The following is a 15,907-nucleotide window of genomic DNA, read 5'->3' as shown; positions in this document are numbered from 1 at the left end:
TGCTCTTCGGTTTGTTGGGAACGTAACTTGAGTTGCTCGGTTAGTGGAAAAATATTCGATCTACTTCAGGGACCAAATGCCTAAGGTCGGAATTCTAACCTTTCATCGCTGCATAAATTACGGCTCCTATTGGCAGGCCCACTGTCTGGCCGAAGGCCTCGCGTCCATGGGAGTAGAAGCTGTCCTTCTGGAACACACGTCCGATCGCGTGAACCGCGCGGAATGGCGATGCGCTTTGCAACCGCTGCTTCCAGCCGCAACGCCGACGGAAGATTACCCGCTCTACAAAGCGAAGATCCGGAAATTCTTTCGCTCGTTTGCCAGTTTGCCTCTTTCATCGCCTTTTCCGTTGGAGAACCCCGCCGCAATGGACGACTATTCGCTCATCGTCGTCGGCAGCGACGAGGTGTGGAACCTTCGCCACCCCTGGTATGGGGGCTATCCAGCATTTTATGGAGAGGGCCTGCGATGCCGACGACTTGTCTCCTACGCCGCGACGTTTGGAAGTCTGGCGTCGTCGGAGCGACTGGAGGGCTGGGCGGAAAAGCTGCGAAAGTTCTCTCATATTTCGGTGCGGGACCTGCATTCGGAGCGGATCATCCGCGAGACGTTGGGACTAGAGGCAGAACTCGTCCTGGACCCGTGTCTGCAATTTCCCCAGATGGTGAAGGTGAGCAGAGATGACGGGGACGCGGCAACCTATATAGCCGTCTACGGGCACAGTTTTCCCACCTGGTTCCAGGATGCGGTGTGCCGATGGGCAGGAGACCGGGGCTATCGGCTTGTCAGCATCGGCTATCGGAACGATTGGGCCGCCGAGCAATGGATTGACGCCGGGCCGGAGGACTTCGCCACATTCATTTCCGGAGCAAAGGCTGTCGTAACGAACTTCTTTCACGGATGCGTGTTCTCGCTTGTCAAGGAGAAGCCATTTGCATGCGTTCTTTCCGATTACCGCTCCAACAAGATTCGCGATCTGACGCGGCTTGTCGGAGCCGACCATCATGTCCTGACCGAAGATACGACACCTTCGCATCTGGATTTTATCCTTGGCAACCCGCTTCCCATGAACATTTCGCAGCGAATATCTTCCTTGCGCGATACGTCCAACGCCTATCTCAGCCATGCCTTGCAATAGCTCCGATCAACAGAATCCGCCCACACCGGCCATCGCTCCCAAGGCGATTACAGGCTCCGGCCTCTGCATCGGCTGCGGCTCCTGCGTGGCTAAGTCAGCTCGGCCTGGTGTGCGCATGCAGCTCGACCGGTACGGGCAGATGAAGCCCACGGGCCCGGGGACTTGGTTGCAGAGCCGCGATGAAGAGTTTGCGCGAATTTGCCCATTTTCCCCGGGTGCTCGGGACGAGGACGAATTGGCGGCCGAACATTTTTCCCGCGCGAAAAACCGACACCCTCTCTTGGGCCGTTTCGAGGCTGCCTTCGTCGGCCATGTCGAGGAAGGGGAATATCGTTCGAACGGCAGCTCCGGGGGCATGGTCACCTGGGTGGCGGCTGAACTGCTGCGGGTAGGACTTGTCGACTGCGTCGCTCACGTCAAGCAGAGCGATGATCCGCAATCGGAAGGGCGCCTGTTTCATTATTCGCTGTCACGTAATCTGCAGGAACTTCAGGCAGGCGCCAAATCTCGATATTATCCCGTCGAGCTTTCCGGCGTGCTTCAGTCCATTCGCGAGGCGCCCGGCCGTTATGCCGTGGTAGGTATTCCCTGTTTCATCAAAGCGGTGCGACTGGCCTGCGCCGATGACCCAATATTGAAAGAGCGAATTGCCTTCACGCTAGGGCTGTTTTGCGGCCATATGAAAAGCGCGCGCATGGCCGAGAGCTTTGCGTGGCAGATGGGTCAGGACATCAGGCAGGTTAAACGGCTCGACTACAGGAAGAAAACCCCGGAAAGGCCGGCGAATTGGTATCGGGCCCAGCTCACCCTCGAAAACGGAGAGACGCGTGCGCAGGACTGGTGGCATCTGGTCGATGGGGACTGGGGCGCGGGCTTTTTTCAGAATCCCGCCTGCAATTTTTGCGACGATGTCGTTGCAGAAACGGCCGATATTGCTTTCGGGGATGCCTGGAAGGAGCCCTACTCCTCTGATGGAAGAGGAACGAACGTGGTGATCGTCCGCTCGAAAGGACTTCTAGATGCGATCCATGCGGGGATCGATGAGAAGAGGATCGCGCTGTCAAACGTCGATTCCGAATTTGTTGTCGCCACTCAAGCCGCCGGGTTTCGCCAGCGCCGCGAGGGTCTCTCATTCCGTTTGACCTGGCCTCGTATGGGTATGCGCCCGCGCAAACGCGTCCATACCGGCAGCCATAGCCTGTCTCGGCAGCGCATGGCGGTCTATATCATGCGCTATTGGATCAGTTTTTGGAGCCATCGCGTCTTTTCAATCGCCGAACTCTTGCATTGCCCCGGAGTCTACATGCTGTGGGCTCGTGCCGCCTTGGCATGCTATCAGGGAGTGGCTTATTCCCGGGGGCCGATTGGCAGAATAGCCCAGAGCCTGGGTTTATCCGGCTCCGAGGGGCGTTCGTGATTCAAGCCTCGGCAACCGGGCGGCTGACTTCGCAACGCGTTCCGCCCTCCCTGCTCGGAGCGTAACGGTCGACCATTTCCTCGCAGAACGTGGCGAATTCTTCCGGCACCAGTGGCGCGCTCGTATGGTGCGCCGCGATACCTCTATGCTCCGGCGTGAAGCAGAACGTCACCGTTACGTCGAAGTCTTCGAGGGCCTGCATCTGTCGGTCGAACCAATCGAGGGCATTGGGCCGGAACCGGTCCGCCCAGGAAAGCCCGGTGCGCACAGATTTCACGCCCAACCGCTTCATCCAAGCAGCGGCCTCATCCAGCCGCGGGTCTTCGAAATGAAACCATTGCACCAGCCCTAAGTCCGGCGTGTGTTTGGCAAACTCATCAAGCGCTGGTTTGGGCGTTCCGTCTTCGCGCAGAATGCCCATATAGTAGTGCCGATAGTAGGAGGAGCCTTCGGCTTCGCGATGACGCGTCGTCGCCTCCCATGATCGAGGGAGGTCGTAGAGGCTGTACCATTGGCAGCGCTCGATTCTACCCTTGAGCAACTCGGCGGTTCGTTGCAGACCCCACAACTGGACTTCCTCCGCACCGAAGGTCGAGACACCTACTTCGCTGACCCAGATCGGCAGGTCGGTAACAGCGCGGATTTCGTTGATTTTCTCAGGCCACTCATGAATCTGCCAGAGGTTCCAGTCGAGGGGGAAACCATGCAGCGCGACCGCATCGAGGTGGTCGAGCACGCCGTAATTCTTCATGCGGCTGATGAAGAAGGGGTCGATCGGCGATATTCCGCCGAGCACTTTCGTCAGTTCCGGATTCCTGGCCGCGATAGCGTCGGCCGCGAGGATTGCCATTTGCGCAAACAGGCTCCATTCGGGATCGATCTCGGGATCCCAGTGCGATTTGTTGTTCGGCTCGTTCCAGATCATTGCAGCTTCGATCATTTGACTTCCCCGTGGGAGGATTTAACGGACCGGTTATAAGGTCACTTCGTTGAGCGTCATCACTTTTGCACCCCAGTCGCCGATCACAACCGACGTGACGGAGGCGGGCGCAATGTCAAATCTGGGCCAAGCATCGATCGGCAGTCCCAGAATATGACTGACAGCCGCCTTAATGACATCGGCATGAGACACCAGAGCTATTCGCCGATCGTTACCGCCGCTGGCCAGAGTCTCCATCAGGCCGAAAATCCGAGTTTGGACATCCAGCATCGTCTCGCCACCTGGCGTGCGGGTAAGGCTGCGCGTGGTGTTCCACCGGCGCCAGCGGGGATCGTCATTGAGAATTTCGAACGTCTTGCCGGACCAGTCGCCGTAGTTCACCTCGTCCAAAGCAGCGTCTGTTTGCGGCAGAGCCAGATCGCAGGCTGATGCGATACCTTCTGCCGTCTCCCGTGTTCGTTCGCGCGGACTGGTGTGGATCTCATCGATGTCCTCGCGGCGCAGCCTCTGCCCGAGATGATGAACTTGTGCGCGACCGGCTTCGCCAAGCGAAATACCAGCTGTACGGCCCGCCAGGAAGTTCCCGACATTGTCGTGCGCGGCGTGACGTACCAGTAAAAACGTTGCCGTCATTCCGCGGCTCCGCGCAGAACATCCTCCTGGTCATCGATGAAATTCTGCGTTCGGCGGCGAGCCTCGTGATCGGTGAATTGTTGCGGCGGCGATTTCATGAAATAGCTTGACGGTCCTGTCAGGGCTCCGCCAAGACCTCGGTCGAGGGCCAGTTTTGCGCAGCGTATCGCATCGATCACCACGCCGGCGGAATTGGGCGAGTCCCACACCTCGAGTTTGAGCTCTGCATTGAGCGGCACGCCTCCGAAAGTGGTGCCCTCGAGACGAATATAGGCCCATTTCCGATCGGTGAGCCACGGGACGTGGTCACTTGGGCCGACATGGATATCGTCAGCAGGAAGCGGAATATCCAATTGGCTGGTGACCGACTGGGTTTTGGAGATCTTCTTTGATTCCAGCCGCTCGCGCTCGAGCATATTGAGAAAATCGGTGTTTCCGCCGAAATTCAGTTGATAGGTGCGATCCACTCGGACGCCTCGTTCGCGGAAGAGATTGACGAGCATTCTGTGGACGATCGTTGCCCCCACCTGGCTCTTGATATCGTCGCCGATGAGCGGCAGCTTGCGGGCAGCAAACTTCTGCTGCCATTCCGATTTGGAGGCTATGAATACCGGAATGCAATTGATAAAGGCGCAACCTGCCGCCAGCGCCTGTTCGGCGTACCATTTCGTTGCTTCCTCCGAGCCGACGGGAAGATAGGAAACCAGCACTTCCGTCCGGGTTTGCCTAAGAATTTCCGCCACATCAACTGAAGGCTCCGCCGATTCCTCGATCCGATCTTTAAGATACTTGCCTATCCCATCCATCGTTCTGCCGCGTGTCACCTCGACCCCAATTGGAGCGACATCTGCGAAACGTTGGGTGTTATTTGGCTCGGCGTAGATTGCTTCCGCGACGTCACGCCCAACCTTTGAAGCCGCGACATCGAAGGCGGAGGATATCGCAATGTCGTGCACGTGATATCCACCGAGATCAATGTGCATGAGGCCTGGAACCGGCTCGTTTTCCCGGGCGTTATCATAGTAGGTAAGTCCTTGAACCAATGACGAGGCGCAATTGCCAACTCCCACCAATCCAACGCGAATGGATTTCGAACGCATGGCTCCCTCCAGGGGCTGCTTGCTGCGGCATCTACAAAGCTAACCAGCGGGAACCGCAGCGGTTCCCGGCTTTTCTGTTTTTTTAATCACGTCTGACGATCTCCAATCAGTTCGGGCAGGCATTGCGGCAGGAAGGAGGACCGGGTGCTTGTCTATGGTGACGTCGAGCACATCGAGAGCGCGGCAGCAGTACGCGCATCGATTTCAAGACTGATGACTGCGTGCATTGAAATGCAGCCAAGCCGCCAGCGCCACGAAAACTTGGTCCGAGCCTTCATGCTGACTGGAGCACTGGTGCAGGGATTGGCCGATCAGGAATTCGCAAGCAAAGGCGCCGACGACCTGTCCGAGCTTCAGGACGCTGGCGCGAAACTTCTGCTCATACAAGCACGCGCCATTATGCAATCATGGCGAATCGGGTTTGCCGGCATTTTGTCCTTTCCAGATGATTGGGCGGCCGAGCTTGAGTCTCTAGACAGCGTCGATCCGGTGCGGATGAAGCGTGCAGAGGGTTACGCCTTTTATGCCTTGTATCCCGAGAGCTATATCGAGGCGGCTTCGATCTCAAATCTGACGCCTAAAACAGTTGTGATAGGGATAAGAAGCATCGGGACCGGACTTGCTGCCCTGGTTTCCGCAGCCTTGGGTGCCGAGCCTGCCTATTCGCTGCGGCCAACTGGCCACCCCTTCGAGCGGCAGCTGCACGTCGCACCGGCTCTTTCCGAGCGCATTCTTGCGGACCCTGAAACCGATTTTGCCATCGTCGATGAAGGGCCGGGGCTGTCGGGGAGTTCGTTCGGCTGCGTTGGGGATTGGCTGCAGGCAAACGGTGTGGCATCTGGTCGACTTCACTTTTTTCCGAGCCACGCAGGTGAACCGGGCCCCCATGCAAGCGAGCCGCATCGGACCCGTTGGCGAGATCGGCCACGCCATGTTGTCAGCTTCGACGATCTAATGCTCAAGGCCAAAGATCCAAGACATCGTCTGCACATATGGGCGGCCGATGCTGTCGGAGTTGCGCGATCCTCGTGGCGAGACCTGTCCGGTGGCGCATGGCGAGCTGTTCGTTATCGCGATCCGTCGCTTTGGCCGCCGAGCTATATGCAGATGGAAAAACGCAAATTCCTGATGGAAGCCGAAGGAGGGGCCTGGCATGTCAAGTTTGCCGGGCTTTGCGGGATCGACGTGGACAAGGCAAGAAGAGGCTCTTTGCTGAGCGAAGCCGGCTTCATTCCGAAGATTGCCGGCACTTGTTACGGATTTATTATCGAGGAATGGCTGGATGGAACACCCTTCGACACTAGCGGTCTGAGCAGGCGCCACATCGTGGATCACCTCGGACGTTACCTCGGTTTTCGCGCCCGTCACCTCCCGGCACGAAACGGCGGCGCCTCGATCCAGAAACTTTGCGAAATGGCTGTTTTCAATATCGCCGAAGCGGCAGGATCGGACACAGCAGGAAATTTGAGGCGGGTGATAGGCGCGCCCGAGCGGCTATCACGGCGATTGCGACGCGTCGATACGGATAACCGTCTTCATCCATGGGAATGGCTGACCGCCACGACCGGGCGCATCATGAAGACGGATGCGCTCGACCATAATGCGGCCCATGATCTGATCGGCTGCCAGGATATCGCCTGGGACGTCGCGGGCGCCTGCGTGGAATTCCAACTCTCGAGCAAGGAGCGCGATCGTCTTGCCGATCTCGTCGGTCGGGAAGCGGACTGCGATTTGCGCGACGATGTACTCAGGTTTTTCGAGGCATGTTATCTCGGTTTTCAGATAGGTCTGTGGTCGCAGGCGAAAGCCTGCGTCGATTGCGCCGAGATGGAGCGCATCGGAAGCATTATCAAACGTTACCTGGATCGCTTGCCGGGATTGGTTCGACCCTGACTGCGGAAGCCATCTGGGTGAAATTCTGCTGGCAAAGTGAGGGAGGCGGTTCCGCCATCTGGTGGCGGGTTCCATGTTCTACCAGATAAACTTCCGGTTCCGGATTGGCACGAATGACAAACCCGGCGCTTCTCAGCATCGCTTCGACCGCCGCCTTGTTCGGAATGAACCAGTTGGTGGGGTCGCCAGCGTAACGTTCTTCCACAAAATAAAGCTTCGGAAAGCCGCGCTGCTCAAATATCGCCGTGTCGGAGAAATCGTAATTTTTACTGAGCGCCGCGACTTGCTCTTCACCTCGCTGCATGCATTGAAACAGCATCTTTCCGCCGACCACATGCTCATGCAGAAGGTCGAGCGCCAGTAGCGGATGCCGCAGGTGATAAAGGACACCCATGAAAAGGACCAGGTCGAATCTCTCCTTGAGTTTTTCAACCTCATAGACCGACATCAGCTTGAACTCGATATCCTCACCTGTCTGTCTGGCTGCGAACTCGGCTTGCCTGAGATAATGGGGGTCGGAATCGATTCCGACGACCCGCCCGGCATTTCTTCTCTTCATTTCAAGCGAGTAGAACCCGGCGTTGCAGCCGATGTCCAGAACGCTGCACCCGCGGAGATCTTCAGGCACAACCTGCTGAAAGTGGGCCCATTTGAAGGACGGGTAGTCGCCAAGGAAATGATCGGGCGCGGTCTGAACGCCGTTAATTCGCAGATTGTGAAACCATGGGCCCAGGGCTGCGATGTCGCTTTCCAGTCGAGCCTTCTCGTTCATTCCCTACTCCAATCCGCACGCCTCGATCATTCTTTCGAATGCGTCGCCGAGACGTGTGTTCGGTTACGTTTAAATCTTCTAACCGCCGACCGTATCTGCTCGACGGATCGAGGGCCAATCCCCGGGAGCTGGAGGAGTTCAGCGTTCTTCATGTCTGCCAATTGGCTCATCCGATGAATTCCACTTCTGGCGAGGGAACGGGCAATCCATCCAGGGAGACAGGTGGTCAATAAGAGATCTTCGGTATCTCCCCCACCAATCTTCGTCCGCTTTTGAGATATCTGCGGCATGTTCAGCTTTAGCCGGCTTTGTCAGATTGTGATTGAACCCTCTTGATGGTTTTCGGTTCCCGCTGAAGAAGAAAAATCCCAAACCACCTTGTCGCCATGGTCGACATGATCGGGCAGCGGGTGAAATCCTTCGGCCACGACGTCAACTCACCGGTCTGATCGCGAGCCCGGACGACAGGCACGTCGCCGTTGACAGGGTATCGGCCCCACACGGGGCACCGTTATCGTTGCGCACTCACCGTAAGCCAGCGTGTTGGCTTGCCGTCATATCCGCCGCCTTCGCTTTCCCAGACGGCGAATTTGCGCCAGCCGCCCGCGGTCAGAAGCGCCGACAGCCAATCGGCGGAGGGATAGTTGTAATAGCGTCCGAAGCCGTCGTGACCTTCGGCTTCTCCCGCCTTGAAGCTGGCGTGGAGGATGCCGTCGGGTCTGAGCGCATTGCGAACACGGGCGAAAACGCTCGGAAGTTCGGATCTCGGAACATGGAGCAGGCTCGCATGCGCCCAGACGCCGTCGTAGGCGCTGTCGGCGTCGAGCTGCTGGAAGAGCATGACCCTGACAGGCCTTCCGATCAGCATCTCCGCCTTTCTTGCAAGCTCGGCCGAGCCATCCGTGGGTGTCACGTCGAAACCCTGCGACAGCATATAGGCGCTGTCCTGCCCACCACCGCAGCCGAGTTCGAGGATTGCGGCACCTGGTGCGAGCCGCGCGAGGAAGGCGTCGAGCTGTTGCTTTGGCAGGCTACGTGCCCGGTTTGCGTATGTCTCGGCGTTTTCCTTGTAAAAGGCTGAGGTACGGTCAGGAGACATGTGGGTCGGCCGCTCGGGGATGTCGGTTAGCGTGGAGATGTCTTCCCGAAAGCTGGTCGGCGGCGCAGATGATATCGATAGAATGCCGATGGCTTTGGGTGAGGCGACGAGCGGCGCCCGGCATATCGATGCTGACGCCGCCGTTCGCGTGGAACGTCGGAATTCAGGCCGGGACGAGGCGCGTCCAGCCGTGCTCATCGTTCGTTACGCCCTTCTGCAGACTGACGAGCTGCTGGCGCAGTTCGCTGGTCAATTTGCCGGTCTGGCCGTCTCCGACCAGAAATTCGCCGCCGGCATGTCGAACCAGGCCGATGCCCGCCAGGACGGCGGCAGTGCCGCAGGCGAACGCTTCGGCGAGCCTGCCACTGGCAGCGTCGTCTTGCCATTCCGCGAACGAGTAGGGGCGCTGCTCGACGCGCAAACCCCTTTCTTCGGCGAGCACGATCACGGAAGCCCGGGTGATGCCCGGCAGGATCGTGCCGCCAAGGGGCGGGGTTACCACCGATCCATCGTTCATCACGAAGAAGACGTTCATGCCGCCGAGTTCTTCGACCCAGCGATGCTCTGCGGCGTCGAGGAAGACGACCTGATCGCAACCCTTCTTCGACGCCTCGGCTTGCGCCACGAGGCTGGCTGCGTAGTTTCCGCCGCATTTTGCGGCACCCGTGCCGCCGGCGGCTGCGCGGGTGTATTCGGTCTCGACCCAAAGGGAGACGGCCTTCGCGCCGCCCTTGAAGTAGGCGCCGACCGGAGAGGCGATGATGCAGAAGACATACTCCTGAGCCGGACGAACGCCGAGAAACGCCTCGTTGGCGAACATGAAGGGGCGAAGGTAGAGGCTGGCGTCGCCGGAGGGTATCCACGCCTTGTCAACGCGGACCAGTTCTTCGACCGCCTTCAGGAAGAGTTCTTCGGGCACGGGAGGCATCGCCATGCGGGTTGCTGACTGCGCGAAGCGGCGTGCATTCTCCTCAGGCCGAAAGAGCAGAATCCGGCCATCGTCCGCCTTGTAGGCTTTCATGCCCTCGAAGATTTCCTGCGCGTAGTGCAGCACGGCGCTCGCAGGATCGAGCTCCAGGGGGCGCCGGGGCGTAACCTTCGCATCGTGCCAGCCCTTCTCGGCCGTCCAGCGTGCCAGGACCATATGATCCGTGAAGAGCTTGCCGAAGCCGGGCGCCTCCAGTGCCTGAACACGATCAGCGTCCGATACGGGAGACTTGTGGAGTTCGATTTTGATTTCAGGAGAGGCCGACGTCACGGTCATTGCTGGCACCTTGATAGTAAATTGAATAGTGGCGGCGACACTACCGCCGCCGAGCTGGTCTTGGAAAGGTCTGAATCAGCCGGTTTCGGTTTTGATCAGAGGAATAATCCTTTGATGTGGCTGCCGTCGAGCAGCAAATTCGGGACCGAGCGGCTTCGATATCGGATGGTGTCTGCATCAAGTGAAATCCCGAACATCCAAAACCTTGGAGGATAAGATTTCCCACATGTCACCGTGACAAGAAAATAGGTCAGTATTGTTGACATAATTTCCGCCGCATGGTTTGTCGGCGGTATAGAAAAGATATGAGGAAACTCCATGCTGAACTGGGACACCATGTTTGCATCGCGATCGTCGCGCATGCGCGCATCCGAGATTCGCGAGCTCCTGAAGCTTCTCGACCGGCCCGACATCATCTCCTTCGCCGGCGGCATTCCGGATCCGGCGCTGTTTCCCGATCAGCAATTCAAGCAGGCCTATGCCGATATTTTCGCCGGCGCTGCCGTCAATTCGGCGCTGCAATATTCGGTCAGCGAAGGCTACAAGCCACTGCGCGAATGGCTGGTCCGACAGATAGCCGATCTCGGCATCCCCTGCGAACTCGACAATGTCTTCATTGTTTCCGGCTCGCAGCAGGGTCTCGATTATCTCGGCAAGCTGTTCCTGTCGCCGAACGATACGGCGCTGGTGACATGGCCGACCTATCTCGGCGCGCTGCAGGCCTTCAACGCCTATGAGCCGGCCTATGACCAACTGACGCCCGGCGGCAACCGGACGCCGGAATCATATCGCGCGGCGGCTGCCGCCGCCGGCGGCAAGGTGAAATTCGCCTATCTCTCCGCCGATTTCTCCAATCCGACCGGTGAAACGGTCGATCTCGCCGGCCGCAAGCAGGTGCTGGCACTTGCCGAGGAGCTCGACGTCGCCGTCATCGAAGATGCGGCCTATCAGTCGCTGCGCTACGATGCTGAGCCGATCCCGCCGATTCTGGCGCTGGAGATAGCCGAAAAGGGCCATATCAACGAGACCCGCACGATCTATTGCGGCAGCTTCTCCAAGACTTTGGCGCCTGGTCTACGCGTCGGCTTCGTCGTCGCCAATGCGCCGGTCATTCGCAAGCTGGTGCTGATGAAGCAGGCGGCCGATCTGCACTCGTCGACGATCAACCAGATGGCCATCGCCGATGTCGCCGAGCGCGGTTTCGATGCGCAGGTGGCCAAGATCAAGGCCGCCTACAGCCATCGGCGCAACTGCATGCTGGCGGCACTTGAGAAATACATGCCCAAGGGCACCAGCTGGACGAAGCCGGAAGGCGGCATGTTCATCTGGATCACTCTGCCGGAAGGCATGGATGGCGCCAAGCTTCTGGCGAAGTCGCTCGAAACCGCCAAGGTCGCCTTCGTACCTGGCAAGGCCTTCTTCGCCGACGGCTCCGGCGCCAACACCTTCCGCGTCAGCTTCTCGTGCGCCAACGACCAGATGATCGAGGACGGGATCGGCCGGTTGGGCAAGCTGATCGCTGATGAGATTGGCGGTTGACCGCGAGGGATGAGAAGAGGCAGCGGCATTCACCGCCGTCCCTCATTCCTGTGCTCGTCACAGGAATCCAGCCACGGCGCGTCCGCGCCGTGATTGACTCTTACGCGTGAAGGCTTCTCTCGTGCCCAAGGACTTGGGCACGCTGGATTCCTGTGACGAGCACAGGAATGAGGGAGGATAGGGAAGTGCTTCCGCCCTCTTGTCTCAGAGGGGAATAAGCGGTTTGTCCATCGCTACGGTTTCGGCAAAACAGCCAGCCAGCACCCAATCAAAGAATCGTCGTCCAGCCCTCGTTCGCGGTCTCGCTCTTGCCCTCGGCGCTATTGCCGGAGATGCGGGCCGAAAAGCTCGAGGTCGGCTTCGCTCAACCTGTCGCTTGCGGTGTTCAGCTGGTGCCAATAGGGATAGAGGATCGGCGGCAGGCTGACGGCGTCCAGGCGCTTGCGCTCTTCTTCCGTCAGCTTCAGCTCGGCAGCGGCAATGTTGTCGCGGAACTGGGCCTCGGTGCGCCCGCCGATGATGACCGAGGTGACCGCCTTGCGGCCGATCAGCCAGGCGAGCGCCACCTGAGCGGCCGAGACGCCGCGCTCTTCGCCGATCGCGACCAAGGTCTCGACGATGTTCCAGAGGCGGTTTTCGTCGCGGATCGGCGGCTCGGTCCAGCCGGCGAACTGGCGGGTGCCTTCGGGGGCTGCCTGATTGCGGCGGTGCTTGCCGGAGAGCAGGCCGCCGGCCAGCGGACTCCAGACCAGCACACCGAGGCCCTGGTCGATCGAGATCGGCAGCAGCTCGTATTCGGCGTCGCGGGCTTCGAGCGTATAGTGGATCTGCTGGCTGACGAAGCGTTGGAATTTGTGTTCGTTGGCGATGCCGAGTGCCTTCATGATGTGCCAGCCGGAATAGTTCGAGCAGCCGACGTAACGCACCTTGCCCTGCTTGGTCAGGGTGTCGAGCGCTTCCATCGTCTCTTCAAGCGACGTCTGGCCGTCCCATTCATGCACCTGATAGAGGTCGATGACATCGGTCTTCAGGCGCTTCAGGCTCGCCTCGCATTCGCGGATCAGGTGGTAACGCGAAAGACCACGGTCGTTCGGGCCGTCGCCCATGCCGAAGCGGGCCTTGGTGGCGAGCAGCACGCCCTGCGGCCGCTTGCCGGCGAGCGCCTCGCCGATGATGTTTTCACATTCGCCTGATGAATAGACGTTGGCGGTATCGATCAGGTTGATGCCGGCGTCGATGCACATATCGATCATCTTCTTCGCCTCGGAGACGCCGAGATCGCCAACCATCTTCGCCCAGCCGACGCCGCCGAAGGTCATCGTGCCCATGGTCAATGTCGAGATTTTCAGGCCGGAGCGGCCGAGCAGACGATATTCCATGAAAACTCCTCCTTCATCGAACGGATTGACGCCCTCAGCGCGGCCGAATGCAATGGCGGCGTGGTTCACGCCTGCGTGAGGCTTAGACAAGATAGCGGGTGCCGGGCATCGTGCCGGCGGCAGACGGATCGTACAATATGCCGCGGGCTTGTCGAACGAAAATCGTCGCAGCGGTGCGGGGGGCGCCTTTGCGTCAGGCCTCGTCCTTGTCCTTGCCGTGAATGTTGTCCCGGATCGACGCGATCGTGTCCCGGATCTTGCCGACGGTCTCGGCGTCTATACCGACGGCTTTGCCGATGCAGTCGAACACGTGGGCGGCGCGGCTCTTCAGGGCCAGGCCCTTGCTTGTCAGCCGCAACAGCACCTGGCGTTCATCGGCGGGATTTCGGTTGCGGGTGACGAGGCCGACATTTTCCAGCCGCTTCAGCAGCGGGGTGAGGGTGCTGGAGTCGAGGAAAAGCGTTTCGCCGAGATCCTTCACCGTGCGGTCGTCACGCGCCCACAAGGCGGTCATGACGAGGAACTGCGGATAGGTGAGTTCCATTTCGTCGAGCAGGGGACGGTAAAGCTGGTTGAAGGCGTGGCCGGCGGAATAGATTGAAAAGCAAAGCATTTCATCGATCTGGGGCACGTCGGCGAGATCATTCGATGGGGTGGGTTTCATCACGCTCTCCTATGGCTTCAATATAATTTGTGCGCGATCTGTTTGCAAGCTATTGACGCCGCGTCCGAGACGGGTTAATTAAATCGCGTACAAAGAAATCGCTTACAAATTATATGCCGAACACGAGAGCTCGTGAACGCGAACCCGGTTCGGCTCCTGTGATACTCAACCGACGAAAGGAAATGACCAATGTTCAAATTTGCTGCCGCCGTCGCCCTGGCGGGCGCTCTGTTCTCCGGTGCTGCCTTTGCGCAGCCGGCCAAGCCGACCGTCGTCCTCGTCCATGGCGCCTTTGCGGATTCCTCCAGCTGGAACGGCGTCGTCGAAATCCTGCGCAAGGACGGTTTCCCGGTCGTGGCGGCCGCCAATCCGCTGCGCAGCGTTTCCAGCGATGCCGCCTATGTCTCCGACGTCGTCGGCAGCATTGCCGGCCCCGTGGTCCTCGTCGGCCATTCCTATGGAGGGCAGGTGATCTCGGCCGCTGCAAACGGCCACGGCAACGTCAAGTCGCTGGTCTATGTCGCGGCCTTCGCGCCCGATGCCGGTGAATCGGTTGCCGATCTCGCCGGCAAGTTTCCAGGCGGCACGCTGAGCGGAGCGCTCGCGGCCCCGGTAAAGCTCAGCACCGGCGGCGTCGATCTCTATATCGACGCGGCGAAATTCCATGATCAGTTCGCCAGCGACGTGCCGGCTGAACAGGCCGCGCTGATGGCGGCCGCCCAACGGCCGATCACCGAAGCGGCGCTCACCGAAAAATCCGGCGAGCCCGCTTGGAAGAAGCTGCCGTCCTGGTTCGTCTACGGCACCGGCGACAAGAACATCCCGGCCGCAGCCCTCGGCTTCATGGCCGAGCGGGCAGGGTCCAAGCGCACCGTCGTGGTCGACGGCGCCTCGCACGTCGTGATGGTGTCGCATCCCGAGAAGGTTGCCGAACTGATCGAAGAGGCCGCGAAGTAACAGTCGACCCAAGGCCGCGGCGCGCAAGTGCCGTGGCCCGAATGCCGGCAAGCGGCGCCTGCGGCCGCCTGTCACATCTCTGTCAACGACCCCTAATAAGGGAGGGGTGACGCAATCCGAGGACTCCTCCCATGAAAACGATCGTTTCCGCCGCAGCCCTTCTCGCCGCGAGCCTGTTTGCCGTTCCGGCTTCGGCCGCAAACCTCGTTCTCTACACCAGCCAGCCGAACGAAGACGCGCAGGCGACGGTCGATGGCTTCATGGCCGCCAATCCCGATATCAAGGTCGACTGGGTGCGCGACGGCACGCCGAAGATCATCGCCAAGCTGCAGGCCGAGATCCAGGCCGGCAACCCGGTCGCCGACGTTCTGCTGATCGCCGACATGGTGACGCTGGAGCGTCTCAAGGAAGAGGGCAAGCTGCTCGCCTACAAGTCGCCGGAAGCGGCCCAATACAACGCCACCCTCTATGACGCCGACGGCTACTATTACTCGACCAAGCTGATCACGACCGGCATCATGTATAACACCTCTGCCGGCATGAAGCCTGCGAGCTGGAAGGATCTGGCCAAGCCGGAAGCCAAGGGCCTCGTCACCATGCCGAGCCCGCTCGCTTCGGGTGCGGCCCTCATCCACGCCCAGGCGCTGGCCGCCGTGCCCGGCCTCGGCTGGGATTATTACAAGGCGCTTGCCGAAAACGGCGCGATTGCGGCCGGCGGCAATGGCGCCGTGCTGAAGTCGGTCGCCTCGGGCGAGAAGGCCTATGGCGTGGTCGTCGATTACCTGCCGATCCGCGAGAAGGCCAAGGGCGCGCCCGTCGAATTCGTCTTCCCGAGCGAAGGCGTTTCCGCTGTCACCGAGCCGGTCGGCATCCTCGCCAGCAGCAAAAATGCCGAGGCCGCCAAGAAGTTCGTCGATTACGTGCTCTCCGAAAAGGGCCAGGAAGGCTTCCTCAAGCTCGGCTATATCCCGGCCCGCAACGGCATGAAGGTGCCGGAAGGCTTCCCGGCGCGCGAGACGATCAAGGTCCTGCCGGTCAATGCCGCGGAAGCCCTGAAGAATACCGACCAGGATCTGAAGACCTTCTCGGGCATTTACGGCTCGAACTGATCT

16 protein-coding genes are annotated in these 15,907 nt (G+C 59.7%); 6 read left to right on the top strand and 10 right to left on the bottom strand.

Annotated features, from left to right (window positions below; all coding sequences use genetic code 11):
- Positions 1-76: 76 nt before the first annotated feature.
- Complete coding sequence (locus AMC88_RS14045; protein WP_064825451.1) at positions 77-1,138, top strand: polysaccharide pyruvyl transferase family protein; 1,062 nt, start codon at positions 77-79, stop codon at positions 1,136-1,138.
- A 115-nt stretch (positions 1,139-1,253) separates the two neighbouring features.
- A complete protein-coding gene (locus tag AMC88_RS14040; RefSeq protein ID WP_016733525.1) occupies positions 1,254-2,555 on the top strand; it encodes a Coenzyme F420 hydrogenase/dehydrogenase, beta subunit C-terminal domain in 1,302 nt (433 codons plus the stop codon).
- Between the two features lies 1 nt (position 2,556).
- Here the strand turns inward: AMC88_RS14040 and AMC88_RS14035 are convergent, their stop codons facing one another.
- The 3 genes from AMC88_RS14035 to AMC88_RS14025 are packed head-to-tail and all read right to left on the bottom strand — an operon-like array spanning position 2,557 to position 5,228.
- Positions 2,557-3,495: a hypothetical protein gene (locus AMC88_RS14035; RefSeq protein ID WP_064825450.1), complete on the bottom strand. Its 939-nt coding sequence runs from the start codon at positions 3,493-3,495 to the stop codon at positions 2,557-2,559.
- 33 nt (positions 3,496-3,528) lie between these two features.
- Complete coding sequence (locus tag AMC88_RS14030; RefSeq protein ID WP_010017995.1) at positions 3,529-4,128, bottom strand: histidine phosphatase family protein; 600 nt, start codon at positions 4,126-4,128, stop codon at positions 3,529-3,531.
- The gene (locus AMC88_RS14025) at positions 4,125-5,228 is read right to left on the bottom strand and encodes an inositol-3-phosphate synthase (RefSeq protein WP_012484407.1); all 1,104 of its coding nucleotides are present in this window, start codon (positions 5,226-5,228) and stop codon (positions 4,125-4,127) included. Before AMC88_RS14025 ends, AMC88_RS14030 begins: the two co-directional genes overlap by 4 nt.
- Before the next feature lie 144 nt (positions 5,229-5,372).
- Here AMC88_RS14025 and AMC88_RS14020 point away from each other — a divergent pair, with 144 nt between their 5' ends.
- Positions 5,373-7,121, top strand: a complete 1,749-nt coding sequence (locus AMC88_RS14020) for a protein kinase family protein (RefSeq protein ID WP_064825449.1) — start codon at positions 5,373-5,375, stop codon at positions 7,119-7,121.
- Here AMC88_RS14020 and AMC88_RS14015 read toward each other — a convergent pair.
- The 5 genes from AMC88_RS14015 to AMC88_RS33630 form a co-directional block, all read right to left on the bottom strand.
- On the bottom strand, positions 7,078-7,893 hold the full coding sequence (locus tag AMC88_RS14015) for a TIGR04290 family methyltransferase (protein WP_225880689.1): 816 nt from the start codon (positions 7,891-7,893) through the stop codon (positions 7,078-7,080). The genes AMC88_RS14020 and AMC88_RS14015 overlap by 44 nt on opposite strands.
- A gap of 26 nt (positions 7,894-7,919) precedes the next feature.
- Positions 7,920-8,045 (bottom strand): hypothetical protein, encoded by a 126-nt coding sequence (locus AMC88_RS34675; protein ID WP_418314103.1) that lies wholly within the window; start codon positions 8,043-8,045, stop codon positions 7,920-7,922.
- Positions 8,046-8,404: 359 nt separating this feature from the next.
- Positions 8,405-8,992, bottom strand: coding sequence for a class I SAM-dependent methyltransferase (locus AMC88_RS14010; RefSeq protein ID WP_064825448.1), 588 nt, complete (start codon positions 8,990-8,992; stop codon positions 8,405-8,407).
- 163 nt (positions 8,993-9,155) lie between these two features.
- Positions 9,156-10,256, bottom strand: coding sequence for a branched-chain amino acid aminotransferase (locus AMC88_RS14005; RefSeq protein ID WP_064825447.1), 1,101 nt, complete (start codon positions 10,254-10,256; stop codon positions 9,156-9,158).
- 95 nt (positions 10,257-10,351) lie between these two features.
- Positions 10,352-10,618, bottom strand: a complete 267-nt coding sequence (locus tag AMC88_RS33630; protein ID WP_167355272.1) for a hypothetical protein — start codon at positions 10,616-10,618, stop codon at positions 10,352-10,354.
- Here AMC88_RS33630 and AMC88_RS14000 point away from each other — a divergent pair.
- On the top strand, positions 10,575-11,795 hold the full coding sequence (locus AMC88_RS14000) for an aminotransferase-like domain-containing protein (RefSeq protein WP_064825446.1): 1,221 nt from the start codon (positions 10,575-10,577) through the stop codon (positions 11,793-11,795). The genes AMC88_RS33630 and AMC88_RS14000 overlap by 44 nt on opposite strands.
- A 320-nt stretch (positions 11,796-12,115) precedes the next feature.
- Here AMC88_RS14000 and AMC88_RS13995 read toward each other — a convergent pair whose 3' ends face one another.
- Together AMC88_RS13995 and AMC88_RS13990 are read right to left on the bottom strand one after the other, a co-directional pair.
- Positions 12,116-13,174, bottom strand: a complete 1,059-nt coding sequence (locus tag AMC88_RS13995) for an aldo/keto reductase (RefSeq protein WP_010025046.1) — start codon at positions 13,172-13,174, stop codon at positions 12,116-12,118.
- A 193-nt stretch (positions 13,175-13,367) separates the two neighbouring features.
- Positions 13,368-13,838, bottom strand: a complete 471-nt coding sequence (locus AMC88_RS13990; RefSeq protein WP_012484399.1) for a MarR family winged helix-turn-helix transcriptional regulator — start codon at positions 13,836-13,838, stop codon at positions 13,368-13,370.
- A 189-nt stretch (positions 13,839-14,027) separates the two neighbouring features.
- Here AMC88_RS13990 and AMC88_RS13985 point away from each other — a divergent pair, with 189 nt between their 5' ends.
- Complete coding sequence (locus AMC88_RS13985) at positions 14,028-14,795, top strand: alpha/beta fold hydrolase (protein ID WP_010025043.1); 768 nt, start codon at positions 14,028-14,030, stop codon at positions 14,793-14,795.
- A gap of 131 nt (positions 14,796-14,926) precedes the next feature.
- On the top strand, positions 14,927-15,904 hold the full coding sequence (locus AMC88_RS13980; protein WP_064825445.1) for an ABC transporter substrate-binding protein: 978 nt from the start codon (positions 14,927-14,929) through the stop codon (positions 15,902-15,904).
- Positions 15,905-15,907: the final 3 nt, after the last annotated feature.

The sequence above is a fragment of the Rhizobium phaseoli genome (assembly GCF_001664385.1).
Taxonomy (GTDB): Bacteria; Pseudomonadota; Alphaproteobacteria; order Rhizobiales; family Rhizobiaceae; genus Rhizobium; species Rhizobium phaseoli.
Note: the sequence above shows the minus strand (reverse complement) of the source record. Positions and strands in the feature narration are given on the sequence as shown.